Origin of the sequence: Haloferax sulfurifontis, from assembly GCF_014635105.1 — an archaeon.
Taxonomy (GTDB): domain Archaea; phylum Halobacteriota; class Halobacteria; order Halobacteriales; family Haloferacaceae; genus Haloferax; species Haloferax denitrificans.
In genome coordinates this window covers 416,174-437,768 of record NZ_BMCI01000003.1, presented here as the reverse complement: position 1 = coordinate 437,768, position 21,595 = coordinate 416,174, and the positions used below count along the sequence as shown (strand labels likewise).

Genomic DNA, 21,595 nt, shown 5'->3' with positions numbered 1-21,595 from the left:
TCTCGCGGCCGTTCGGGAGTCACGCCGGGGGCGACGAACTCGAGCGGAGCGGACACGAGAGAGACGGGGAAATCGGAAACGGAAGAACCGAGAGACGAGAGAAACGACGGAGTCGCGAGAACGCGTTACTCGCTCGGGCTGTAGTTCGGCGCTTCGTCGGTAATCATCACGTCGTGGGGGTGGCCTTCGGTCTGGCCGGCAGACGAGACGCGGACGAAGCGAGCGCGCTCTTTGACCTCGGAGATAGTCTCCGCGCCGACGTAGCCCATCCCGGACTGCATGCCGCCGACGAGCTGGTGGAGTTCGGACGCGAGCGAACCCTTGTACGGCGTCGCGGCCTCGACGCCCTCGGGGACGTACTCCTCGTCTTCGTTGTCCTCTTTGAGGTAGCGGTCGGCACCGCCGGACTGCATCGCGCCGACGGAGCCCATGCCGCGGTACTGCTTGTACTTCTTGCCGTTCATCGTGATGACGCGGCCGGGTGCCTCGTCGGTGCCGGCGAAGTAGGAGCCGAGCATGACGGCGTCGGCACCGGCGGCGACCGCCTTGATGGCGTCGCCGGAGTAGCGGATGCCGCCGTCGGCGATGACGGGGATGTCGTAGTCGGCGGCGACGTCGGCGACTTCCGCGACGGCCGAAATCTGGGGCATGCCGGAGCCGGAGACGACGCGGGTCGTACAGATGGAACCGGGGCCGATGCCAACCTTGATGCCGTCCGCGAAGTCGACGAGTTCGGCCGCGGCCTCGCGCGTGCCGACGTTCCCGACGACCACGTCCGCTTCCACGGACTCCTTGATTTCGCGGGCGGTGTCGATGACGTTGAGGTTGTGCGCGTGGGCGCAGTCGATGAAGATGACGTCGACGCCGGCGTCGTCGGCCATCTGCGCGCGCTCGTCGTCGAACGGGCCGACGGCGACGCCGCAGACGAGGCGGCCGTCGTCGTCGCGGGCGGCGTTCTCGTACTCGCGGCGCTGGAGAATACCCTGCATCGTGACGAGGCCGACGAGGTGGCTCTCGTCGTCGATGATGGGGACGCGCTCTATCTTGTGGTCGTACATGAGTTCGAGCGCGTCGCGGGCGGTCACGTCGCGCTCGGCCGTGATGACCTCGTCCGTCATGGCCTCGACGACCTCGTCGGACTCGCCGACTTCGAGGTACGGGCGGATGTCCGTGCCGGAGATGATGCCGAGGACCACGTCGTCGTCGTCGACGACGGGCGCGCCGGAGACGCCGGCGCGCTCCATCATCTCGTCGACCTCGCTTATCGTCTGGCCGGGGTTGGCCGTGACCACGTCTTCGCGGCGGATGACGAGTTCGTCGGCGCGCTTGACGCGCTCGATTTCGCGGACCATCTGCTCGGCGTTCATGTTGCGGTGGAGCACGCCGAGACCGCCCTCGCGGGCCATCCCGATAGCCATCCCGCTTTCGGTGACGGTGTCCATCGCCGCAGAAAGGATGGGAATGTTGAGTTCGACGTTCTTCGAGACGCGCGTCGACACGTCGGCGTCGTCGGGTTCGACGCGACTCTCCATCGGGCGGAGCAGTACGTCGTCGAATGTGAGGGATTCGGGTACCCGTAGCTTCTCGGTGAAGGGTTCTCGGTCAGGAACGTCGTTCGCCATATCAAGCGTGGTTGCGGCGACGACAAAAGGGTTGCGAGACAGCACGGGCGTGTCGATGTATCGCAAACCACATCAGCGATATGTACACGTGTGTGCTTACGCGGTCGCCTCGCGCACACCTACACGACCGCCCCTCTCTCGGCGGGCGGGGTCGCAATCGGACGACGTGGTCGTCGCCGCATCGGGGGATTCCCTCGACACGACTGTCGAGACACTCGTCCCCTCGTCACGGTGTACCGAACCGCAAGACCTTCGTGAATAATCACCATATTCACGAACGTGTGCCACGAGTTTTCCGAGATTTCAGAGTACAGCCGACGAATCATTGCCTTCGTTTATAAACAAGGCAGAAATTCCTGTGTCCCGTGCGGTCGTATCCCACACAACGTTTAATACTCCTGTCCTATTGTAATCTCGTATGGACTCCACGCGTCCCGCCGCATCGCGCATTGCCGGTCAAACGACCTCCGACTCCGGCATTCTCTTTACAGCGATGTGGCAGACATTTAAACGGGAGTTCAATATCGGACGAAACGGGCTTCGCGTGCGGAGCGCCCGTACCCCGTTGTCCGAATTGCGATCCTATCGCCGCTTAGGCCATGGTGACGGCCAGTAACATCGAATGAGTGTCTCACGCCACCCAGTCGCCCTTCGCCTCGAGCAACAGGTCGGGGGTGCCACCCGACTGCTCGCCACCGTCATGGGACTGCCCCTCATCGACGGTATCTTCCCCGCACTCATCATCGCGGGGGCGTTGACGACTTCAGCGGGCGACCCCTCGATTGCGGGCATCCTCCAGACCGGGCTCCTCATCTTCGGCGGCTCCGCGACGGTCGCGGTCATCCTCGCCGAGATGGACGGCACGCGCCGCGAACAGCTCACGTCCATCCTCCTGCTCGGCGCGCTGCTCATCCCGGTCGCCGTCGCCGAAGCCGCCGTCGCCGAGACCATCGAGACGCTCCTGAACTTCGAGGTGTTCCACCGCTTCGCCGGCCTCGTCATCCTCGCCGTGGCGGCGAAGACGGCCTCCTCGAAGGTCGGCGAGTACCTCCCGTCGCCGAGCGTCATCATCGGCCTCGGCCTCGTCGCGAGCTTCAACCCCGCCGGGTTCGAACTCATCGTCACCCCCGACCCGATGCGTCTGCTCAGCGCCGGCGCGGCGGCCGGCACGGGCGTCGGCTTCGCCGGTGCCGTCGCGCTGTTCGCCCCGCGGCTCCGCGGCAACGTCGACATCGACCTCTTCCGCTTCGGAAGCTCGGTCGCCCTCGGCATGCTGGCGCTCGAAGTGCTCGGCCTGATGCCGACGCAGGCGCCCGTCGCCCTCGGCGTCCTCGGCGTCACCGCGCTGTTCGCGTTCGACCCCGGCTCCGACGGCGCTGACCTCGACGAGTTCGTCGACGACGCCCCCGCCACCGAGTCGGCCACGCCCGACGCCAACGCCAACGGGGCGGTCGCCGACGGCGGCGACGACGTCGAGACGTCCGAGGACTACGACGCGCTGGTCGACGACGACGACGACGATAACGACGGCTCCGCTCCGGGGTACGGCTACCCCGGCGAAGAGGAGTCCCGCGCGCCCTGGCTGTAACCCGCCGGGCGACTTTTTCTCCCGGCAGACCAAGCCCGTCGCATGCGACGGACTTTCGATATCCGAACCGAGCGCCGGCTTCAGGTCGTCGATGTGACCGACGAAGTCGAGGCGGCGCTTCCGCTGGGGGACGACGGCGCCTGTACGGTCTTCTCGAGACACACGACGACCGGCGTCTGCGTCAACGAGGCCGAGTCGCGGCTTCTCGGCGACATCGAGTCGATGCTCGCCGAGGCGGTCCCCGACGACGGCTGGGCCCACGACGAACTCGACGGCAACGCCGATGCGCACCTCCGGGCGCTCCTCGTCGGCAACGGCGTCTCGATACCCGTCGCCGACGGCAACCTCGACCTCGGCCGGTGGCAGTCGGTCCTCCTCGTGGAGTGCGACGGCCCGCGCACCCGGACCGTGACGGTAGCGACGCCCTGAATCCTCTCGGGGTGCGGTCTCGTGGACGACGGGGTTGTCGACTCCCAACCGACGCCGACCGCTGGCGGAGGGCTTACTTACTTCGGGACGAGTGCACGGATATGAGCAACCGCGTCGTACAAGGACGGATGGTCACGCCCGAGACGCTCGCCGAACTCGTCGAGGGCGAGCGCCCGATGGACGCCGAGCCGATTCAGGACGCCGACTTCGACTGCCCGGAGTGCGGCGAGAACGTCATCCAGGTGGGCTACATGCCGAGCGTGACGGAGTTCGTGACAGCCTACAAGTGTCAGGAGTGCGACTGGGCCGACGACGACCGCGACGAGTAGAATCGAAACCCCTTTAAGAAAAATCGCCATACGAGAGAGTGCAGACAGAACGAATCGGGGCTGTGGCCAAGCCCGGCATGGCGACTGACTCCAGAGGCTTGGCGCCCGGGACGACACTCCAGCTGATATACTGAGCGACCGACTGATCATCGGTCGTGTTGACGACCCTCTGGAGTTCCGAGGTGCCCACCGGAGATATCAGTCGATCGGGGGTTCAAATCCCTCCGGCCCCACTCTAACCTTAATCCTTTCGCAGGGTTTTAACACGGAGTAGCGACGCTCTCGCGTGGGTTCTCTCCCACTCGGGAGACGGTTGTCCCACGAGACTCACGAACCCGTACTCACAGGAGAAGCGCGAGGGTACCCAGCGCGACGCCCGCGGCCACGACGACCACCAGCCGAACCGCCTGCTCGTCGGGCACGCGAAAAACGCCCGCCGCCATCACCGAAACGAACCCGCCGAGGAGCGCGCCCCGGAGGAACTCGGGAACCCCCGCAATTGAGTCCGCCGGAACCAACACGCTGAGCGCGACCAGTCCCGCGAGTCCGACGAGAACCAACGCACCGTCACGCCGGAGGTCACGCGGCTGTTTCTCCATCGCGTCGAGTTAGTGTGCTCTGTTTGAAAAGTATTGGTGCCCGTCCCGGAAGATATTACCACAAAAATACCAATCGATTATAGTCGCTCGGGGTGACGGCGCGGTATGGTACGGGACACAGCGCATCGACTCGCCGAGTATCTGAGCAGGCGCATCGGCGACGGGCTTCGGACGGTCGTCATCGCCGCCGGCGACGACTACGAACTGGAATACATCCGCGACGACCTCTCGGAGCGGTACACCGAACGGACGCTGGGGGAGGCCGTCTCCGACCTCAGCGTCGAGACGCCGTTCACAACTCCCGGTGCCGACTCGCATCCGGCCGGCGAGCGCCGCGCCGTCGTCTACTACTACGAGAACGCGTTCGTCCTGCAGTTTCCCTTCTCCGAGGCGGAGCGAATCATCATCAGCATCGGAACCGACGCGGGGACCGACCTCCTGCGGTTCATCGAGGACTGCCGGCGCATCGTCGACCGGAACAACTGAGCACCGGGGCGTTCGCGTCGCGGGCCCGCCGGCCGCGGCGACGTCGCCGGGGCACAACGATTTTCTCTCAGGCGGCCGAGGGGAGAGTGATGGAACTCGTCTCTGTCGCCGCGCTCGCCGAGAACCGCGTCATCGGCCGCGACGGCGAACTCCCGTGGCCGAGTATCCCCGCCGACAAGGAGCAGTACCGCGCCCGCATCGCCGACGACCCGGTCGTCCTCGGTCGGGCGACGTTCGAGTCGATGCTCGACGACCTGCCGGGGAGCGCCCAAATCGTCATGAGCCGAAGCGAGCGGTCGTTTTCGGTCGACACCGCCCGCCGCGCGGCGAGCGTCGAGGACGCGGTGGACATCGCGGCGTCGCTGGGCGCGGAGACGGCCTACGTCATCGGCGGCGCGGCCATCTACGCCCTGTTTCAGCCCCACCTCGACCGGATGGTGCTGAGTCGCGTCCCCGGCGAGTACGAGGGCGACGCGTTCTACCCCGAGTGGGACGACGACGAGTGGGAACTCGACTCGGAGACGGACTACGAGGGTTTCACGCTCCAAGAGTGGGTCCGGGCCGACCGCGACTGAGGTCGAGGCCACGCCCGCACGGCCGGCATCCGCGTACCTCGCGGCGAGGGTCGTTGGGTCACGTAGCTTGATACGCCGGAATGCCGTAGCGGGCGACGATGCGTCCGAACGTCGACACGCGGATTCTCGCGCTCGCGTTGGCTCGGATGGTCGACGCCCTCGCCAACTCGTTTCTGGTCGTCGTCCTCCCGTTGTACATCGGGAGCCAACTGGTGTCGATGCCGTCGTTCGTCGGGACGACGCTCTCTCTCGGTCCCGTTGGGGTGCCCCTCTCGACCGAACTCCTCATCGGAATCGTGCTCTCGCTTTTCGGCTTTCTCAACAGCTTGAGCCAGCCGTTCACGGGGTCTCTGTCTGACCGGACGGGACGCCGGCGGGTCTTTCTCCTGACCGGCCTCGCGCTCGTCGCCGTCGGGAGCGCCGGCTACCTCGTGTTCACGGACTACGGCTCGATACTCGTCATGCGCGCGTTGCAGGGCATCGGCGCGGCGTTCACCATCCCGGTCACGGTGGCGCTCGTGAACGAACTCTCCGGCGAGGACGAACGCGGCGGCAACTTCGGGCTGTTCAACACCTTCCGACTGCTCGGCTTCGGGACCGGCCCGCTCGTCGCCGGCGGGGTCGTCACCGCCGGCCCCTACTCGCTCGCCGGCGTCGAGCTCTCCGGCTTCGACGCCGCGTTCCTCGTCGCCGTCGTCGGCGCGGCGGTCAGCTTCGTCCTCATCGTACTGCTCATCGAGGACCCCGAACGGACCGACAGCGAGGCGGCCGACGACATCTCGCTTTCGGTGCGGAACCCAGACGGGTCCGGCCTCGACCCGGTGTTCGCCCTCGGCGTCGCGACCGTTGTGATGGCGCTGAGCATCGCCATGTACGCCCCGCTGGCCAACGTCATCAACGAGCGCCTCGACCAGGGGACGTTCCTGTTTTCGGTGCAGTTCGGCGCGACCGTCCTCGCCAACGTGGTCTTCCAGTACCCAATCGGCCGGCTGAGCGACCGCTACGGGCGGCGACCGTTCCTCGTCGGCGGCTTCGTCCTCCTGTTGCCGACGACGCTCGCACAGGGGTTCGTCCAAACGCCGGGGCTGATGATTCTCGCGCGGTTCCTGCAGGGCGTCGCGGTCGCGGCCGTCTTCGCCCCCTCGCTCGCCCTCGCGGGCGACCTCGCCAAGGCGGGGCAGTCGGGGTCGACGCTCTCGATTCTCACGATGGGGTTCGGCCTCGGCGTCGCCATCGGCGCGCTGTTTTCGGGCGTCCTCGTCGGCTTCGGCTTCGCGGTCCCCTTCGTGGCCGCGACGGCGCTCGGCGCGGTCGGACTCCTCCTCGTCTACACGCAGGTGGGAGAAACCGTCGATGCCGACGGCGGTGGCGGCGGTGGCAGTCCCGCGCCCGCCGGCGGCTAATCGCGGTTCGGGTGCGACGCCGCGTCTGCATCCCCAACGATATCGCACAGGAATGACCGAATCGCCGCCGCCGTCTCGTCCCACGTCGGATGCGCGAGGAATCGGTCGCGCGCCGAAAGCGACAGCGACTGCAGTCGCCGGCGATTCCGACACAGCGGCGACACGGCGTCGGTGATTTCGGCCGAGTCGGTCGGGTCGACGAGAAAGCCGTTTTCGCGGTGGGTGACGAGTTCGCTCGCGCCGCCGGCCGACGAGACGAGCGCCGGGAGGCCGAACCCCATCGCCTCGACCGTGGCGATGCCGAACCCCTCGTAGTGCGAGGGGAGCGCGAACAGGTGCGACGCCCGGAGCGCCGCCGCGAGGTCGGCGTCCGAGAGCCGGCCCGCGAACGTCACGCGGTCGTCGATGTCGCGGTCGACCGCGAGGTCGGAAAGGGAGTCGGCGTAGTCGGCGTCGACCGCCGCGCCGACGACCGTTAGCTCCCAGTCGCCGCGAACGCGGGCGAGGCCGCGGAGCAGGCCGTCGACGTTCTTCCGCGGTTCGAGGTTGCAGACCGTGACGATTCGGAGCGCCCCGTCGGCGGCGCGCGCCCGTATCTCGTCGGCGCCGAGGGGAGCGCCGAACGACGAAAAGCGGTCGCCGGCCGGGTACGCCACGACGCTCGGGTCGGGGTCGGTGACGGCCGCGACCGTCCGTTTCGTCGTTTCGCTGTTGAACACGAACGCGTCCGCAGAACGGAGGTAGCGACGCTCGACCGCGCGGCGGGCGCGTCGTCGCCACGCCCACAACGGCTCCAGCGAGCTGAGGTGGTGGACGACCGAGACGACCGGAACGTCGTCGGCGAGCAGGGCGTTCGGGCCGACGAGCGAGGGGTGACACAGTTCGTCCTGCAAGAGCACGTCCGCGTCGAGGTCGCGGAGGCGGCGGACGGCGGTGAGATTGTCTCGGAGCCGCTTTCGGTACGGCCGCTCGGGGAGCGAGACGACCGTCACGTCGTCGCCGGCGGCGCGGAGCCCGCGGACGAGTTCGGTGTCGTAGCGATAGCCGCCGGAGCGGCCGTCGAGCGGGCCGTAGACGACGAGGGCGACTCGCACGTCAGAGCGGGGTCTCGTAGGTCGCGCTCGCCACGTCGTCCTCCCAGACGCGGACGGAGACGTGTTCGGGGGCGTCGAGCGAGGCCGCCTCGACGAATCGCTCGCACACCTCGCGCGCGAAGCGCTCGACGCTCGGGTTCTGCCCGGCGAACTCCACGAGTTCGTTCATCGTCTCGTCGCGGTAGCGGGACAGCGTCGCGTCCAGCGCGGCCTTCACGTCGTCGATGTCGACGAGGTAGCCGTACTCGTCGAGCTCCGGGCCCGAGAGTTCGACCTCGACGGTGAACGCGTGAGAGTGCAACTCACCCTCCGGGCCGGGGTTCGGAACCGTCAGGTAGTGCTGGGCGATGAGGTCCCTGCGAACCGAGACGCGGTACATGAACTGTCAACAGTTCCGGTAGGTAAAGAGGATTTGGACGGCCTCGTCGGGGGCGTCTTCGAGGAGTCGGTAAGCGCGCGCGGCGGCATCGACGTCGATTCGGTGGGTCACGAGGGGGTCCAGCGGGAGGTCTTCGAGGTGGTCCCACGCCAACGAAAAGCGGCGGTCGGCGTCCCAGCGCCCCCGGAGGTCGGGGTCGATGGTGCTGACCTGACTGCTCTCGACGCTGATGCGCGAGCGGTGGAACCGCCCGCCGAGGTCGAGCGTGGCGGGCTTCGTGCCGTACCACGACCCGACGACGACCCGGCCGTCGTACCGCGTCACCGACAGCGCGTCGTCGAGCGCGTCGGGGTCGCCCGAGAGTTCGAGCGTCAGGTCGGCCCCGTCGGCGGGGGCGTCAAGCGACTCGGGGTGGACCGCCTCGTCGGCGCCGAGCCCCTCGGCGATGGCCCGGCGCTCGGCAACGCAGTCGACCGCGGTCAGGCTCCCGAGCGGGAACTGTGCGAGGAGCGCGGTGGTCACGAGGCCGACGACGCCCTGTCCGAAGACGACGACGTGCTCGCCGATGAGCGGCCGGCCGTCCATCACGAAGTTGAGCGCGGTCTCCATCGTCGGCAACAGCGCGGCGCGCTCGTCGGTCACGCCGTCGGGGACGGAGATGAGTTCCGAGGGAGCGGCGAGAAAGCGGCTCTCGTGGGGGTTGAACGCGAAGACGCGGCTCCCGAGCCGCGAGTCGGGCACGTCGTCGCCGACGGCCTCGATTTCGCCGACGGCGGCGTAGCCGTAGCGGAGCGGAAACGAGAGGTCGCCGTCGAGCGCCGCGATTGACTCGTCGGCGTCGAGGTCGGTCGGGGCCTCGCCGCGGTAGACGAGCCGCTCGGTCCCGGAGCTCACGGCGGAGGTCAGCGTGCGGACGCGGACCTCGCCGGGGCCGGGGGCGGGCACGTCGCGGTCGCGGACCTCGACGCGTTCGGGGGCCACGAAGTAGACCGCGCGACCCTCCATCGCTCAGTCGTCTGCGGTCTCGACGGCGGCGTCGGCGAACTCGACGGTCGTGCCGCGGTGGCGGCAGTCTTCGAGCGCGTGCTTCGCCGCGAAGCCGGCCTCGTGGGCGTTCGACGCCGTGCCGACGCCGACTTTGAGTTCCACGTCCGCCTCGGCCTCGACGTGGTCGATGGCGTCGCGGTACTGGTCTTCCGTGAGGTCGGGCGTGACCGAGATGATGTTGTCGCCGCCGACGAAGAACGACAGCGCGCCGTGTTCCTCCCGCAGGTGGCGCATGAGCGACGCGTAGCCCTGTTCGATGTGGATGAACGTGTCGAACTCGTTGAGGCGGTCGGTGTACTTGCCCGTCGCGTCGTTCACGTCGAAGTGCGCGATTTGGAGGTCGGTGTCCGAGCGGTCGGCCTCTGGGAGGGTCTCACCGGAGAGGACTTCGCGGCGGTCGCCGTCCTGTGCGCTCCCGACGCGCTGGATGCGGTCGGTGGCGCGTTCGAGCGCCACCGCGGGCGACCGGTCGACGCCGATGCCGAGACTGAGCGTCACGGGATAGCGGTTCGCGATAGACTCCTGCAACAGTTCGTGGTCGTCGCGGTCGAGCCCGTTCGTGACCGCGACCATGTTGTCGAACCGGGTGAAAAACGCGTACCCGTCGCGAGAGCCGACGAACTGGGCCAAGTCGGCGAAGAGCCGCGACTGGAGCGTCTGGAGGTCCATCTCCCGCCGCGGGTCCGGAGTGACCGTCCACGGCCCGTAGTTGTCGATTTGGACGAGTGTCAACTGCGTGTTCGTCACGGTAGACGAGTAGGGCGACGCGCATATTGGTCTTTGGTTCTGTGACGGTTCCGCCGCAACCCCGAGCCGCTCAGCCCCCCGACTCCCGAATCGTCCGGCTGGCGACCACGTCGAGCACCGCCCACGTCACCAGCCACACGCCGACCGACAGGAGGGCGATAGCCGTCGTCGACAACAGCGGGACGACGACGGAGACCGTGGCCACGATGGAGAAGGTCAGAAACACCGCGACCATCGCGGTCACGAGCCCGTAGACGCCGACGGCGCTGTTGCCGGTCGCCGGGCCGCGAAGCCACCCGGTCAATCGCTTCGAAGAGACATCCATGCGACGACATATGTCACCAACGAACATAATGGTTCTCTCGGGCGAACGTTCAACAGCACCGACTCCCTATCGAGGACGATGGACTACCGAGGTGTCGTCTTCGACGTCGACGGAACCGTCGTCCGCGGTGACGAAGCGATTCCGGGCGCGCTCGACGGGCTCGCCGCCGTCGACGCCGCCGGACTCGACCGACTGTTCGTCTCGAACAACCCGACGAAAGCGCCCGTCGCCTACGAGGCGCGGCTCCGCCGGGCAGGCATCGAGGCGACCGCCGACGAGGTGGTCACCTCCGGCACGACGACGACGGCGTACCTCGCCGACCGGCATCCCGGCGCGCGGACGTTCGCCATCGGCGAGGCGGGCTTCCGCGACCAACTCCGCGACGCCGGCCTCGAACTCGTCGGCCCCGGCGACGACCCCGCGGTCGTCGTCGTCGCCATCGACCGCGAGTTCCACTACAACGACCTCAGCGACGCCAACCGCGCGCTCCGCGGCGGGGCCGCCTTCTACGGCACCGACCCCGACGTCATCATCCCGACCGCCGACGGCGACATCCCCGGGTCGGGCGCGATTATCAACGCCGTCGCGGGCGTCGCCGAGCGCGACCCCGACGCGATTCTCGGCAAGCCCTCGCGGGTCGCACAGGAGTACGTCCTCGACAGGCTCGACCTGCCGCCCGAGGAGGTGCTCATCGTCGGCGACCGCCTCGACACCGACATCGCGTTCGGCCTCGACGCGGGCATGGGCACCGCGCTCGTCCGAACCGGCGTGACCGACGACGCGACGCTCGCGGCGAGCGAGTACGAACCCGACCACGTCCTCGACGACCTCGGCGACATCGGGCGCATCGTCTCGGAATAGCTCGGGTCGGCCGTGAGAGTGGCCGAACCTCGACTTTCGGGCCGCCGCCATCCCCACCTGCACAATCGTTATCGTTCTGACGCGACAACTACCGACTGGGTGATGCCCATGTCCGGAAAGAAGATTCTGCTCCTCGCCGGCGACTTCGTCGAGGACTACGAGATTATGGTACCGTTTCAGGCGCTCCAGATGGTGGGTCACGAGGTCCACGCGGTGTGCCCCGAAAAGGAGGACGGCGACCGGTGTAAGACCGCCGTCCACGACTTCCGCGGCGACCAGACGTATCTGGAGACCCGCGGCCACGACTTCGCGCTGAACGCGACGTTCGCCGATATCGACCCCGCGGACTACGACGCGCTTGTCGTCCCCGGCGGCCGCGCGCCGGAGTATCTCCGCGGCTACGACGAGGTGCTGGACGCCGTCCGGCACTTCTTCGACGAGGGCAAGCCGGTCGCCGCAATCTGCCACGGCCCGCAGATTCTCGCCGCCGCGGGCGTCCTCGACGGCTACGAGATGACCGCCTACCCCGCCGTCCGCGCGGAAGTCGAGCGCGCGGGCTGTTCGTGGGTCGACGAGGTGACCGTCGACGGCAACCTCGTCACCGGACAGGCGTGGCCGGACCACCCCGAGTGGCTGGCGGCGTTCCTCGACGTGCTCGGCACCGAAATCAGCCACGAACCGGCCGCGGCGGCCGCGGACGACTGATTCGGCGCGACGCTCACACGATATCGCGTGTGAGAATGTCTGACAAAGATTTTTATTAGGGGCGACGAAGGGAGTGGTATGGAAGAGCCGAACAGCCCGTACTTCCGCGAACAGGTCGACGACGTCGTCGAATCGGACCCCCAAGACCGCGAGGTTATCATCGTGGAAGGCGAGGCTATGAGTCTTCGAAGCTATAAGAAGCGCCGCTACTGACCGGCGGGGCGGCCCCGAGTCCGCCGCGACACCCGTCGCTGGCGGCCTTCGATTTCTGCGAAAGAATGCGAGTGCGTGTCGGCGCGGGCCGCGAGCGACGCTTAGAACGCGTCGCCGACGACGGTCACGTCGGCCTGAAGCTCGTCGCGGAGCGCGTCGTGGACGTGGCAGATGTCCTCGGCGAGTTCCGCGATTTCGGCGAACTCGTCGTCCGAGAGGTCGGACTCCACGTAGACGTCGAAGCTGATGCTCGTGAGGTCGTCGCCGTCGTCGAGGTCGGCGTCGGCGTCGATCTGGACCTTACCGAGGTCGTCGAAGCCCGTCTTCTGACCGCCGACGCGGAACGCGGGGAGGAAACAGGAGGCGTACGTCGCGACGAGCGCGGCGTTCGGGTTCGGTCCCGTCTCGTCGGTGGCGTCGATCTGGAGGTCGAAGTCGCCGACCTGGCTCGTGCATGCGAAACCTTCCTCGCTGACAGTAGAGGTCTGGATGTCGGACATTCACTCCGAAGGAAGGAGCGACCGACCCTAAAAGTTCCTCAATAGGACAACGGTGTGCACAAGCGCCGACCCCAAAACGGGTCGCCGCCGACCGGGGCGCGGGGTTATTCGAGCGTGAACGACTCGTCGCCGTCGAGGGCGTGGACCTCGGCGTGACTGCCGGCGGCCTTGACCTCGCGCTCGAAGTCGCGCACGTCGATTTCGATGGCCGGGAACGTGTTGTAGTGCATCGGGAACACGTGGTCGACGTCGAGCCAGTCGGCGGCGATTGCGCCCTGCCACGGGCCCATCGTGTAGTGGTCGCCGACCGGGAGCGCGGCCGCGTCGGGTTCGAAGTACGCGCCGAAAATCTCGCGCATGTCGGTCATGAGCCCCGTGTCGCCGGCGTGGTAGAACGTCGTGGAGTCGGCGTCGGACTCCTGTGTCGGCACCGTGTCGCTGATCATGTAGCCGCCCGGCATGCCGGCCTCGTGCTCGTAGCCGGTGTTGATGCCGTTCGTGTGGTCGGCGCGGACCATCGTGACGAACGCGTCGCCGAGTTCGACCGTCCCGCCGATGTTCATCCCGATGGTGTCGTCGACGCCCATCTCGGCTTCGACGTAGCCGGTGAGTTCGGGCGTGCCGACGACCGTCGCGCCGTCGAACTCGCCTGCGTGGGCGATGTGGTCCGCGTGCCCGTGGGTGAGAAGCACGTAGTCCGGCGTCTCCACGTCGCTCGGGTCGAGAGACGTGGCGGGGTTGTCGAAAAAGGGGTCGATGAGAAGCGAGGTGTCTCCGACCGTGACGTACCACGTCGAGTGACCGTGCCAGGTGAGTTCCATAGCGCCCGAAACTACACGCGAAATACACAAAAAGCTATTCGCAGGGGGCGGTGTGACCGCTTTTCGGCGGGCGCGCTCGTCGGCGGGTCGCGGCGAGGCTCGCCGGATGTTTCGCGGCGACGGTCGGCGAGACGGCCCCGCCGCTCTCGCGTCGAGTTCGACAGCAGAATCGGCCGCCGGAGTCCACTCGAACGAACTGTCCGGGGCGGCCGATACAGGTCCGTCATCCCACGACTACAAAAGCGATGAGAATCGTGCAAGAACGTCGCACGTCACTGGCTGTCTCGCGCGATGTAAAAGCCTATCACGCCCCCCACCGAGGCGTGGGGCATGCATCACGTTCGATTCCGCGACCCCGCGGGCGCAGTGCGAACCGGTGAATGGCACGGCGATTCCGTCTCGTTCGGCGGCGAGGGCTACGACCTCGACGAGGTCGACGTGCTCCCCCCGTGCGAGCCGTCGAAAATCGTCTGTATCGGCCGCAACTACGCCAAGCACGCCGAGGAGCGCGACGAGGAGGTCCCCGACCGGCCGCTTTTGTTCCTCAAGCCGCCGAACGCGGTCGCCGGCCACGGCGACACCGTGACGCTCCCCGCGGGCAAAGAGAACGTCGAACACGAGGCCGAACTCGCGGTCGTCATCGGCGAGCAGTGCCGGAACGTCGCGCCCGAGGACGCCGAGGACGTCATCGCGGGCTACACCGTCATGAACGACGTGTCCAACCGCGACGACCAGGACATCGAGACGAACTGGGTCCGCGGGAAGGCGTTCGACGGCTCCGCCCCGCTCGGGCCGGTCCTCGCCGACCCCGACCACCTCCCCGACGACGCGAGCATCTCGCTTCGCGTGAACGGCGAGACGCGACAGGACTCCAGCATCGAACACCTCATCTTCTCGATTCCCGACCTCGTCCCCGAAATCACGACCTACATGACGCTCGAAGCCGGCGACGTCATCTCGACGGGGACGCCCGAGGGCGTCGGCCCGCTGGAAGACGGCGACCACGTCGAAGTCGAAGTCGAGGGCGTCGGCGTCCTCGAACACGACGTGCGACAGGACTGAGCGCGACCGTCAGCGCGTTTTTTCATCGCCGAGTCACAACCCGGCCGTATGCGCGCCCCTCGGTTGACACTCGTCGGCGTCGCGATACTCGCGCTCAGCGCCGTCGCGGGCGTCGTTCTCCTTCCCGTGCTTCCCTCCTCGGTCGCGATTCATTTCGGCGGCGGCGACCCCGACTCCTTCGTCGCCGCCCCGCTCGGCGTGCTTCTGGTCCCGACCATCGGCATCGGCGCGCTCCTCGTCACCCGGTTCGCCGGGGCGACAGCCATCGGAAATAGCGTCCCGCCCGTCTTCGACTCGGTACTGGCGACGTTCCTCGCGTACGTGCAGGCGCTCGTCCTCGCGTACAACCTCGGCGCGCGGTTCGATATGCTCGTCGCGGTCGTCCCCGCCGTCGTCACGTTCGGCGTCGTCGCCGTCGTCCTCGACCGCGCGGGCCGAGAGGACAAGGCCTAAGATTAGGCTGGCCTAATCCCCGTCGAATGCGACTGACCCGACGGGACGCGCTGGCCGTGCTCGCCGGTCTCGGCGTCACCGCCGGGGCTGTCTCGCTGACGCAGTTCGACCCGTCGACCGCCGATTCGACCGGTGAGGGGCGCGGTTCGGGCGGCGAGCGCGGTGGTGACGGCGACGGTGACACCCCACCGACCGCGGTGCGCGAGACGATGGTCGCCGCCGGCGAGGTGGTCTACCCGAGCGCCGTCGAAGGAATACCCGAGTTCGTCGAGACCTACGTCGTCGGCCGCGCCCGCGACGACGCGCGCCGGGATGCGATGGTCGACGCCGTGGCCGAGTTAGACGGCGTGGCCCACGACTGGGAGAACGCGGCCTTCGCCGACCTGCCGGCGGGCGACCGCGACCGCCTCCTGCGCGAACTCGGCGTCAACACCGCCGACCCGGTTCCGGACGGGACGCTCTCGGAGCGCCTCCGGTTTCACGTCGTGAACGAACTGCTGTACGCCTTCTACGCCTCGCCGACCGGCGGCCGCCTCGTCGGCATCGAGAACCCCATCGGCCACCCCGGCGGAACCGAGAGCTACCGGCGGGCGACGATGGACGGGGGCGAGGCAACCGACTCCGGCGGTGAGAGCGATGGATAGAACCCCCGTCTCAGACGCCGACGTGTGTATCGTCGGTGCCGGCCCGGCCGGCGGCATCGTGGCCCATCGACTCGCCGAGTCGGGGGCGTCGGTCGTCGTCCTCGAAGCCGGGCCGCGGTTCGACGGCGACAGGCGGGAGCAACTGGAACGGCACATCCGCCCCGGCCTCGGCGGGCCGTGGGAGATGGGCGGCCCGCGGGACGCGTTTTCCTCCTCCGGCGAGTCGTTCTACCCGCTGAACGCCGCCCGCGTGAAGGGCGTCGGCGGGACGACGCTCCACTGGCAGGGGATGGTGATGCGCCTCCACGAGCGCGACTTCGAACTCGACGCCAGACACGGCGTCGGGGCGGACTGGCCCATCGGCTACGACGACCTCCGGCCGTACTACGCCGCCGCGGAGCGCGAGTTGGGCGTCGCCGGCGCGGCCGACAACCCCTACGCGCCGCCGCGGGACGAGCCCTATCCGCTTCCCGCCTTCCGGCCGTCGCACTCGGACTCCATCTTCGCCGAGGCCTGCGAACGCCTCGGCATCGACATGCACTCGGTGGGCAACGCCCGCAACTCCGAACCCTACGACGGCCGGTCGCCCTGCGTCGGCTACGGGACGTGCAAGCCGGTGTGTCCCTCCGGCGCGAAGTACACCGCCGAGTCCCACGTCGAGAAGGCCGAAGCCGCCGGCGCGCGGGTCATCGACCGGGCGCGGGTCCGGCGACTCGAACACGACGCGGCCGGCGAGCGCGTCGTCGCCGCGGCGTACACGACGCCCGACGGCGAGACCCACAGGCAGACGGCGACCCAGTTCGTCCTCGCCTGCGGCGGCGTCGAGAACGTCAGACTGCTCCTGCTGTCCGACTCCGACCGCTATCCCGACGGCCTCGCCAACTCCTCGGGGGCGGTCGGACGGTACTTCATGGACCACCTGTTCGCCGGGGCGGGCGGCCGCCTCGACCGGCCCACGCGGCAGAACCACGTCGGCTTCAACACGAGCGAGTGCCACCAGTTCTACGACGACGCCGACCCGGTCAACGGCCTCAAACTGGAGTTTCTCAACTACGCCGGCCCGTCGCCGGTCATCGACGCCCTCCACGCCGACACGTGGGGCGACGACCTGCGCGACCAGTTGGACGAGCGCTACGGCACGCACGTCTCGATGGGCGCGCTGGTCGAACAGCTCCCCCGCGAGGACAACTACGTCGGCCTCGACCCCGAGACGACCGACGACCTCGGCGACCCCGTCCCCGAGATACACTGGTCGGTCGGCGAGCGGACGAGGGCCGCGCTCTCGCGGGCCAACGAGATTCAGACGCGGGTGCTGGACGAACTCGGCGTCGAGGACCGCTGGACCGTCGGCTCCGACGAGACCGGCCCCGCGTACCACCACATGGGGACGACGCGGATGGGCGACGACCCCGAATCGAGCGTCGTGGACGCCGAGTGCCGCGCGCACGACCTCGGCAACCTCTGGATTTCGGGGTCGAGCGTCTTCCCGACCGGCGGCGCGATGAACCCGACGCTCACCATCGCGGCGCTCTCCCTCCGGCTCGCCGAGTCGCTTCGGGCGGAACTCGGATGACGGCTGTCGGCGCGTCCTTTCGGTCTGCGGCGACCCGGAGTACGCACGCTTAAGAACCGCGACCCGCATTTTCCGACCATGCAACCACGGGACCTCTCCGCGCACGCTCCCTACGTACCCGGCCGCGGGACAGAGGAGGTCGCCCGCGAACTCGGGATGGACCCCGAGGACCTGACGAAACTCTCCTCGAACGAGAACCCCCACGGCCCGAGCCCGAAGGCGGTCGCCGCCATCGAAGACGCCGCGCCGACCGTGAGCGTCTACCCGAAGACCGCCCACACGGACCTGACCGAGCGCCTCGCCGAGAAGTGGGGCCTCGCGCCCGAACAGGTGTGGGTGTCGCCCGGCGCGGACGGCTCTATCGACTACCTGACCCGCGCGATGCTCGAACCGGACGACCGGATTCTCGAACCCGCGCCCGGCTTTTCGTACTACTCGATGAGCGCCCGCTACCACCACGGCGACGCCGTCCAGTACGAGGTGTCGAAGGGCGACGGCTTCGAGCAGACCGCCGACCGCGTCCTCGACGCCTACGACGGCGAGCGCATGGTCTACCTCACGACGCCGCACAACCCGACGGGCTCCGTGCTCCCGCGGGACGAACTCGTCGAACTCGCCGAGTCCGTCGAGGACCACACGCTCCTCGTCGTCGACGAGGCCTACGGCGAGTTCGCCGAGGAGCCGTCGGCCATCGACCTCCTCTCGGAGTACGACAACGTCGCGGTCCTGCGGACGTTCTCGAAGGCGTACGGGCTGGCCGGCCTCCGCATCGGCTACGCCTGCGTGCCCGAGGCGTGGGCCGACGCCTACGCCCGCGTGAACACGCCGTTCGCCGCCAGCGAGGTCGCCTGCCGCGCCGCGCTCGCCGCGCTCGGCGACGAGGCACACGTCGAGAAGTCCGTCGAGTCGGCCCGGTGGTCCCGCGCGTACCTCCGCGAACACCTCGACGCGCCGACGTGGGAAAGCGAGGGCAACTTCGTCCTCGTCGAGGTCGGCGACGCCACCGCCGTCACCGAGGCCGCCCAGCGCGAGGGCGTCATCGTCCGCGACTGCGGGAGCTTCGGCCTGCCGGGGTGCATCCGCGTCTCCTGCGGCACCGAAGCCCAGACGAAGCGCGCCGTGGACGTGCTCAACCGCGTCGTCTCGGAGGTGCCGCCGGCGTGAGAGTCGTCGTCACCGGCACGCCCGGCACCGGCAAGACCACGGCGACAGAGCGCGTCGCCGCCGACCTCGACCTCGACGTGGTCCACCTCAACCGACTCGTCAAAGACGAGGGCCTCTGGACCGAGCGCGACGAGGACCGCGACACGCTCGTCGTCGACCTCGACGCCGCCCGCGACGAACTCGGCGACTGGGACGGCATCGTCGAGAGCCACCTCGCACACCACTTCGAGGCCGACCGCGTGGTCGTGCTTCGCTGTCGCCCCGACATCCTCGAACAGCGCCTCCTCGACCGCGGCGAGTCGGAGGCCAAAGCGCGCGAGAACCGCGAGTCCGAGGCGCTAGACGTGATTCTCGGCGAGGCCGTCGAGTTCCACGGCGAGGATTCGGTGTACGAAATCGACACGACCGACCGCGACCCCGACGCCGTCGCCGGCGACATCGCGGCGGTCGTCGCGGGCGAGCGCGACCCCTCGGCGGGGACCGTCGACTTCATCGAGTATCTATGACGCTCGACCAGTACCGCGACACCGCCGACAAACTGCTCGCCCCGTTCGTCTCCGTCGCCGACGCGGTCGGCCTCTCGCCGAACGGCGTGAGCGTCGTCGCGTTCGGGTTCGCCGTCGCCGCCGGCGTCGCCTTCGGCCTCGCCGACCCGCTTTGGTACGGTCTCGGCGCGGTGTTCGTCTTCTGTAACGGCTGGCTCGACCTCGTGGACGGCGCGCTCGCCCGCGAGCAGGGCGTCTCCTCGAAGGCCGGCGACCTGCTGGACCACGTGCTCGACCGCTACGCCGACATCGTCGTCCTCGTCGGCCTCGCCGCCGGCATCGACTCGTTCGCGCTGGGCCTCGCGGCCGTCACGGGCGTCCTCATGACCTCCTACCTCGGCACGCAGATTCAGGCGGTCGGCCTCGGGCGCGCCTACGGCGGCCTCGTCGGACGCGCCGACCGGCTGGCGCTCATGGGCCTCGTCGGCCTCGCGGCCGCCGTCTATCCCGACGCGGTCGGGGGACTGACGCTCGTCGGCTGGCTCCTCGTGTTCTTCGCCGTCGTCGGCCACCTCACCGCAGTCCAACGGTTCTGGGGCGCGTGGGGCGACCTGACCTGATCGGAATCACCCGACTCGACCACCAGAGCCCACCCGACCGACCTCTAATCCCTCGAACCGGTCGCGTCTGCGCTTTCCGCTGATTCGTTTCGAGAGACCGTGTTCACTCGCAAGCGGGTAGTCTCCCCCAGCCCTGCGTGTGGATGTTGCCCGCTAAACCAGATTTATATGATTGAAATTATCACTGGTTACCATCTTCAAATGGTTCTGAATTACACCACACGTCGTCTGAATCGGCTACGATTCCAGAGTCAGCTTCGGTTATGTTCAGTTTTGAATCTGGGGTGTGTGCGGCCGTGACGTGCTCGGAACAGGGTGGCCTCAGCGCGGGGGCCACCCCGAGACGCACCGAGGGGACCGAGACGCAGGCCGGCGTCTCCGAGGCGACCCGCCGACTCCGAACGCGGGACCGACCGCCGTACGCGACGCTCGTCGACTGATGTTCGTCCTCGACGCGGCGGGAACCGTAATTCACGCGAGCGACGAGTTCGCGGCGCATCTCGGCGCGGACGCCGCGGCGCTCCGGGGGCGACCGCTTTCCGACTTCGTCGCCGACGGCGACTGGCCGGACGTTCGCGGGACGCTCGACGCCGTGCGAAGGGCGAGCGGGTGGGAGAATCATCGGTGCCGCTGTCGGCTCTCGGGGGGGAGCGGCGGGACCGCGGCCCGAGCCACCGAGGCCGAAGCCGACGTCGAAATCGAGTTCAGCCCGTATCCCGGGGGCGACGGCGGTGGAGGTGACGACGGCGGTGAGGGCGACGGATGCCGCGCCCCCGGCTCCGATACGGAGCGGGTCGTCGGCTCGCTCTGTCGCGAGCCGTCCGAGCCGACGACCGCGCGACTACACACCGAGCGCGACCGCTTCGACCACCTGTTCGACCTCATCGACGACGCCGTCATCGAGTTCGAAATCGTCGGCATCGAGCCGGTCGTGCGGGCGGTCAATCCGGGGTTCGAGACCGTCTTCGGCTACGACGCCGCCGAGGTGCGCGGCGAGTCGCTCAACGACTTCATCGTCCCGCCGGACGCGGACGACGAGGCGGTCGACTTCGACCAGCGGACGGCCGACGGGAAGGCGAACCACGCCATCGTCACCCGGCAGACCGCGTGGGGCAGACGGGAGTTCCTCTACCGCGGCATCCCCTACAGCCGCGGCGACGGGAAGCAGTACGGGTTTTCCATCTACTCCGACATCACCAGCCAGCGCCGGGCCAGAGAGCACCTGCAGGTGCTCCAGCGCGTCCTCCGGCACAACCTCAGAAACGAGATGAACGTCGTCCTCGGCATGGCGGAAGAGATACGCGAGGCGACGACGGACCCGCGCGTCGACCACGCGGCCGTGCGAATCGCCCAGCACACCGAAACCCTCCTGCGGGTCAGCGAGAAGGCTCGTACCGCCGCCGCCGTCCTCGACGACCAGCGGCCCGACGAGGTGGTCGACGCGACCGAGACGGTCCGCGCCGTCGTCGAGCCGCGGCGGACTCGGTTCCCCGCCGCGACGTTCGACCTCGACCTCCCGCCGTCGCTCCCGGTGTCAGTCGGACCGAAGCTCGCGCAGGCGCTCGCCAACGTCGTGGAGAACGCGCTGGAACACACCCCCGACGACGTGACGGTCCGCATCGAGGCGAAGCGGTGCGAGAACGACGCGACGCTCCGCGTCAGCGACGACGGCGACGGCATCCCCGAAATCGAGTGGGCGGCCGTCTTCGGCGACGAGGACATCACGCAACTCAGCCACGGCTCCGGGCTGGGGCTGTGGGTCGTCAAGTGGGTCGTCGAGTCCGCGGGCGGCCGGGTCGACTACGACCGGCGCGACGGATGGAGCACCGTCGAACTGACGCTCCCGCTGGCGGACGAGAGTCGGTAGCGAC

28 protein-coding genes and 1 tRNA gene are annotated in these 21,595 nt (G+C 68.4%); 20 read left to right on the top strand and 9 right to left on the bottom strand.

Annotated elements, in window-relative coordinates:
- Window positions 1–125 precede the first annotated feature (125 nt).
- The gene (gene guaB / locus IEV64_RS10555) at window positions 126–1,622 is read right to left on the bottom strand and encodes an IMP dehydrogenase (protein ID WP_188423833.1); all 1,497 of its coding nucleotides are present in this window, start codon (window positions 1,620–1,622) and stop codon (window positions 126–128) included.
- Between the two features lie 418 nt (window positions 1,623–2,040).
- Here guaB and IEV64_RS10550 point away from each other — a divergent pair, with 418 nt between their 5' ends.
- The 5 genes from IEV64_RS10550 to IEV64_RS10530 all read left to right on the top strand — a co-directional run bounded on the left by IEV64_RS10550 (window position 2,041) and on the right by IEV64_RS10530 (window position 4,201).
- Entirely contained in the window at window positions 2,041–2,238 is a 198-nt protein-coding gene (locus IEV64_RS10550) for a DUF8099 family protein (protein WP_083874832.1), read from the top strand.
- A gap of 84 nt (window positions 2,239–2,322) precedes the next feature.
- Window positions 2,323–3,210, top strand: coding sequence for a DUF5794 domain-containing protein (locus IEV64_RS10545; RefSeq protein ID WP_007273570.1), 888 nt, complete (start codon window positions 2,323–2,325; stop codon window positions 3,208–3,210).
- A 42-nt stretch (window positions 3,211–3,252) separates the two neighbouring features.
- Window positions 3,253–3,639: a secondary thiamine-phosphate synthase enzyme YjbQ gene (locus IEV64_RS10540; protein ID WP_188423832.1), complete on the top strand. Its 387-nt coding sequence runs from the start codon at window positions 3,253–3,255 to the stop codon at window positions 3,637–3,639.
- 101 nt (window positions 3,640–3,740) lie between these two features.
- Complete coding sequence (locus IEV64_RS10535; protein ID WP_013035372.1) at window positions 3,741–3,968, top strand: DUF5795 family protein; 228 nt, start codon at window positions 3,741–3,743, stop codon at window positions 3,966–3,968.
- 56 nt (window positions 3,969–4,024) lie between these two features.
- Window positions 4,025–4,201 (top strand) — tRNA-Trp (locus IEV64_RS10530).
- A gap of 108 nt (window positions 4,202–4,309) precedes the next feature.
- Here the strand turns inward: IEV64_RS10530 and IEV64_RS10525 are convergent.
- Window positions 4,310–4,567, bottom strand: a complete 258-nt coding sequence (locus IEV64_RS10525) for a hypothetical protein (RefSeq protein ID WP_188423831.1) — start codon at window positions 4,565–4,567, stop codon at window positions 4,310–4,312.
- Between the two features lie 105 nt (window positions 4,568–4,672).
- Between IEV64_RS10525 and IEV64_RS10520 the strand changes: the two genes are divergently transcribed.
- The 3 genes from IEV64_RS10520 (at window position 4,673) to IEV64_RS10510 (ending at window position 7,031) form a co-directional block, all read left to right on the top strand.
- Entirely contained in the window at window positions 4,673–5,053 is a 381-nt protein-coding gene (locus tag IEV64_RS10520) for a DUF7522 family protein (protein WP_007273576.1), read from the top strand.
- Between the two features lie 89 nt (window positions 5,054–5,142).
- Complete coding sequence (gene hdrA, locus IEV64_RS10515) at window positions 5,143–5,628, top strand: dihydrofolate reductase HdrA (protein ID WP_007273577.1); 486 nt, start codon at window positions 5,143–5,145, stop codon at window positions 5,626–5,628.
- Between the two features lie 98 nt (window positions 5,629–5,726).
- A complete protein-coding gene (locus IEV64_RS10510) occupies window positions 5,727–7,031 on the top strand; it encodes an MFS transporter (RefSeq protein WP_007273578.1) in 1,305 nt (434 codons plus the stop codon).
- Here IEV64_RS10510 and IEV64_RS10505 read toward each other — a convergent pair.
- The 5 genes from IEV64_RS10505 to IEV64_RS10485 all read right to left on the bottom strand — a co-directional run bounded on the left by IEV64_RS10505 (window position 7,028) and on the right by IEV64_RS10485 (window position 10,623).
- A complete protein-coding gene (locus tag IEV64_RS10505) occupies window positions 7,028–8,125 on the bottom strand; it encodes a glycosyltransferase family 4 protein (RefSeq protein ID WP_188423830.1) in 1,098 nt (365 codons plus the stop codon). The genes IEV64_RS10510 and IEV64_RS10505 overlap by 4 nt on opposite strands.
- A gap of 1 nt (window position 8,126) precedes the next feature.
- Window positions 8,127–8,504: a 6-pyruvoyl trahydropterin synthase family protein gene (locus IEV64_RS10500; protein WP_007273580.1), complete on the bottom strand. Its 378-nt coding sequence runs from the start codon at window positions 8,502–8,504 to the stop codon at window positions 8,127–8,129.
- 6 nt (window positions 8,505–8,510) lie between these two features.
- Window positions 8,511–9,509 carry a zinc-binding dehydrogenase gene (locus IEV64_RS10495; RefSeq protein ID WP_007273581.1) on the bottom strand — a complete coding sequence of 333 codons (999 nt, stop codon included), beginning with the start codon at window positions 9,507–9,509 and terminating at the stop codon, window positions 8,511–8,513.
- 3 nt (window positions 9,510–9,512) lie between these two features.
- Window positions 9,513–10,298, bottom strand: a complete 786-nt coding sequence (locus IEV64_RS10490; protein WP_007273582.1) for a GTP cyclohydrolase III — start codon at window positions 10,296–10,298, stop codon at window positions 9,513–9,515.
- A gap of 70 nt (window positions 10,299–10,368) precedes the next feature.
- Window positions 10,369–10,623, bottom strand: a complete 255-nt coding sequence (locus tag IEV64_RS10485; protein ID WP_007273583.1) for a hypothetical protein — start codon at window positions 10,621–10,623, stop codon at window positions 10,369–10,371.
- Window positions 10,624–10,701: 78 nt separating this feature from the next.
- On the opposite strand from IEV64_RS10485, the gene IEV64_RS10480 reads away from it, so the two are divergent.
- The 3 genes from IEV64_RS10480 to IEV64_RS19970 all read left to right on the top strand — a co-directional run bounded on the left by IEV64_RS10480 (window position 10,702) and on the right by IEV64_RS19970 (window position 12,402).
- A complete protein-coding gene (locus tag IEV64_RS10480; protein ID WP_188423829.1) occupies window positions 10,702–11,484 on the top strand; it encodes an HAD-IIA family hydrolase in 783 nt (260 codons plus the stop codon).
- A 108-nt stretch (window positions 11,485–11,592) separates the two neighbouring features.
- Window positions 11,593–12,189 carry a DJ-1/PfpI family protein gene (locus IEV64_RS10475; RefSeq protein WP_004063616.1) on the top strand — a complete coding sequence of 199 codons (597 nt, stop codon included), beginning with the start codon at window positions 11,593–11,595 and terminating at the stop codon, window positions 12,187–12,189.
- A gap of 78 nt (window positions 12,190–12,267) precedes the next feature.
- Complete coding sequence (locus IEV64_RS19970) at window positions 12,268–12,402, top strand: hypothetical protein (protein WP_004968055.1); 135 nt, start codon at window positions 12,268–12,270, stop codon at window positions 12,400–12,402.
- A 101-nt stretch (window positions 12,403–12,503) separates the two neighbouring features.
- On the opposite strand, the gene IEV64_RS10470 is transcribed toward IEV64_RS19970, so the two are convergent.
- Both IEV64_RS10470 and IEV64_RS10465 read right to left on the bottom strand, forming a co-directional pair.
- The gene (locus tag IEV64_RS10470) at window positions 12,504–12,902 is read right to left on the bottom strand and encodes an OsmC family protein (RefSeq protein ID WP_007273585.1); all 399 of its coding nucleotides are present in this window, start codon (window positions 12,900–12,902) and stop codon (window positions 12,504–12,506) included.
- Between the two features lie 104 nt (window positions 12,903–13,006).
- Window positions 13,007–13,723, bottom strand: a complete 717-nt coding sequence (locus IEV64_RS10465; protein ID WP_004968057.1) for a metal-dependent hydrolase — start codon at window positions 13,721–13,723, stop codon at window positions 13,007–13,009.
- A gap of 330 nt (window positions 13,724–14,053) precedes the next feature.
- Here IEV64_RS10465 and IEV64_RS10460 point away from each other — a divergent pair, with 330 nt between their 5' ends.
- From IEV64_RS10460 to IEV64_RS10420, 9 genes are all read left to right on the top strand, one after another.
- Window positions 14,054–14,785, top strand: coding sequence for a fumarylacetoacetate hydrolase family protein (locus IEV64_RS10460; protein WP_188423828.1), 732 nt, complete (start codon window positions 14,054–14,056; stop codon window positions 14,783–14,785).
- Between the two features lie 48 nt (window positions 14,786–14,833).
- Entirely contained in the window at window positions 14,834–15,238 is a 405-nt protein-coding gene (locus IEV64_RS10455) for a DUF1648 domain-containing protein (RefSeq protein ID WP_229722583.1), read from the top strand.
- A gap of 26 nt (window positions 15,239–15,264) precedes the next feature.
- Window positions 15,265–15,882: a gluconate 2-dehydrogenase subunit 3 family protein gene (locus IEV64_RS10450; RefSeq protein WP_188423827.1), complete on the top strand. Its 618-nt coding sequence runs from the start codon at window positions 15,265–15,267 to the stop codon at window positions 15,880–15,882.
- Window positions 15,875–17,455, top strand: coding sequence for a GMC family oxidoreductase (locus IEV64_RS10445; RefSeq protein ID WP_188423826.1), 1,581 nt, complete (start codon window positions 15,875–15,877; stop codon window positions 17,453–17,455). Before IEV64_RS10450 ends, IEV64_RS10445 begins: the two co-directional genes overlap by 8 nt.
- Window positions 17,456–17,533: 78 nt before the next feature.
- Entirely contained in the window at window positions 17,534–18,619 is a 1,086-nt protein-coding gene (gene hisC / locus IEV64_RS10440) for a histidinol-phosphate transaminase (RefSeq protein WP_188423825.1), read from the top strand.
- The gene (locus tag IEV64_RS10435) at window positions 18,616–19,125 is read left to right on the top strand and encodes an adenylate kinase family protein (protein WP_007273591.1); all 510 of its coding nucleotides are present in this window, start codon (window positions 18,616–18,618) and stop codon (window positions 19,123–19,125) included. The genes hisC and IEV64_RS10435 overlap by 4 nt, the downstream gene beginning before the upstream one ends.
- Window positions 19,122–19,724 (top strand): CDP-alcohol phosphatidyltransferase family protein, encoded by a 603-nt coding sequence (locus IEV64_RS10430; protein ID WP_007273592.1) that lies wholly within the window; start codon window positions 19,122–19,124, stop codon window positions 19,722–19,724. Before IEV64_RS10435 ends, IEV64_RS10430 begins: the two co-directional genes overlap by 4 nt.
- Before the next feature lie 296 nt (window positions 19,725–20,020).
- Window positions 20,021–20,164, top strand: a complete 144-nt coding sequence (locus tag IEV64_RS10425) for a hypothetical protein (RefSeq protein ID WP_188423928.1) — start codon at window positions 20,021–20,023, stop codon at window positions 20,162–20,164.
- Window positions 20,164–21,591 (top strand): sensor histidine kinase, encoded by a 1,428-nt coding sequence (locus IEV64_RS10420; protein WP_188423824.1) that lies wholly within the window; start codon window positions 20,164–20,166, stop codon window positions 21,589–21,591. The genes IEV64_RS10425 and IEV64_RS10420 overlap by 1 nt, the downstream gene beginning before the upstream one ends.
- Window positions 21,592–21,595 lie beyond the last annotated feature (4 nt).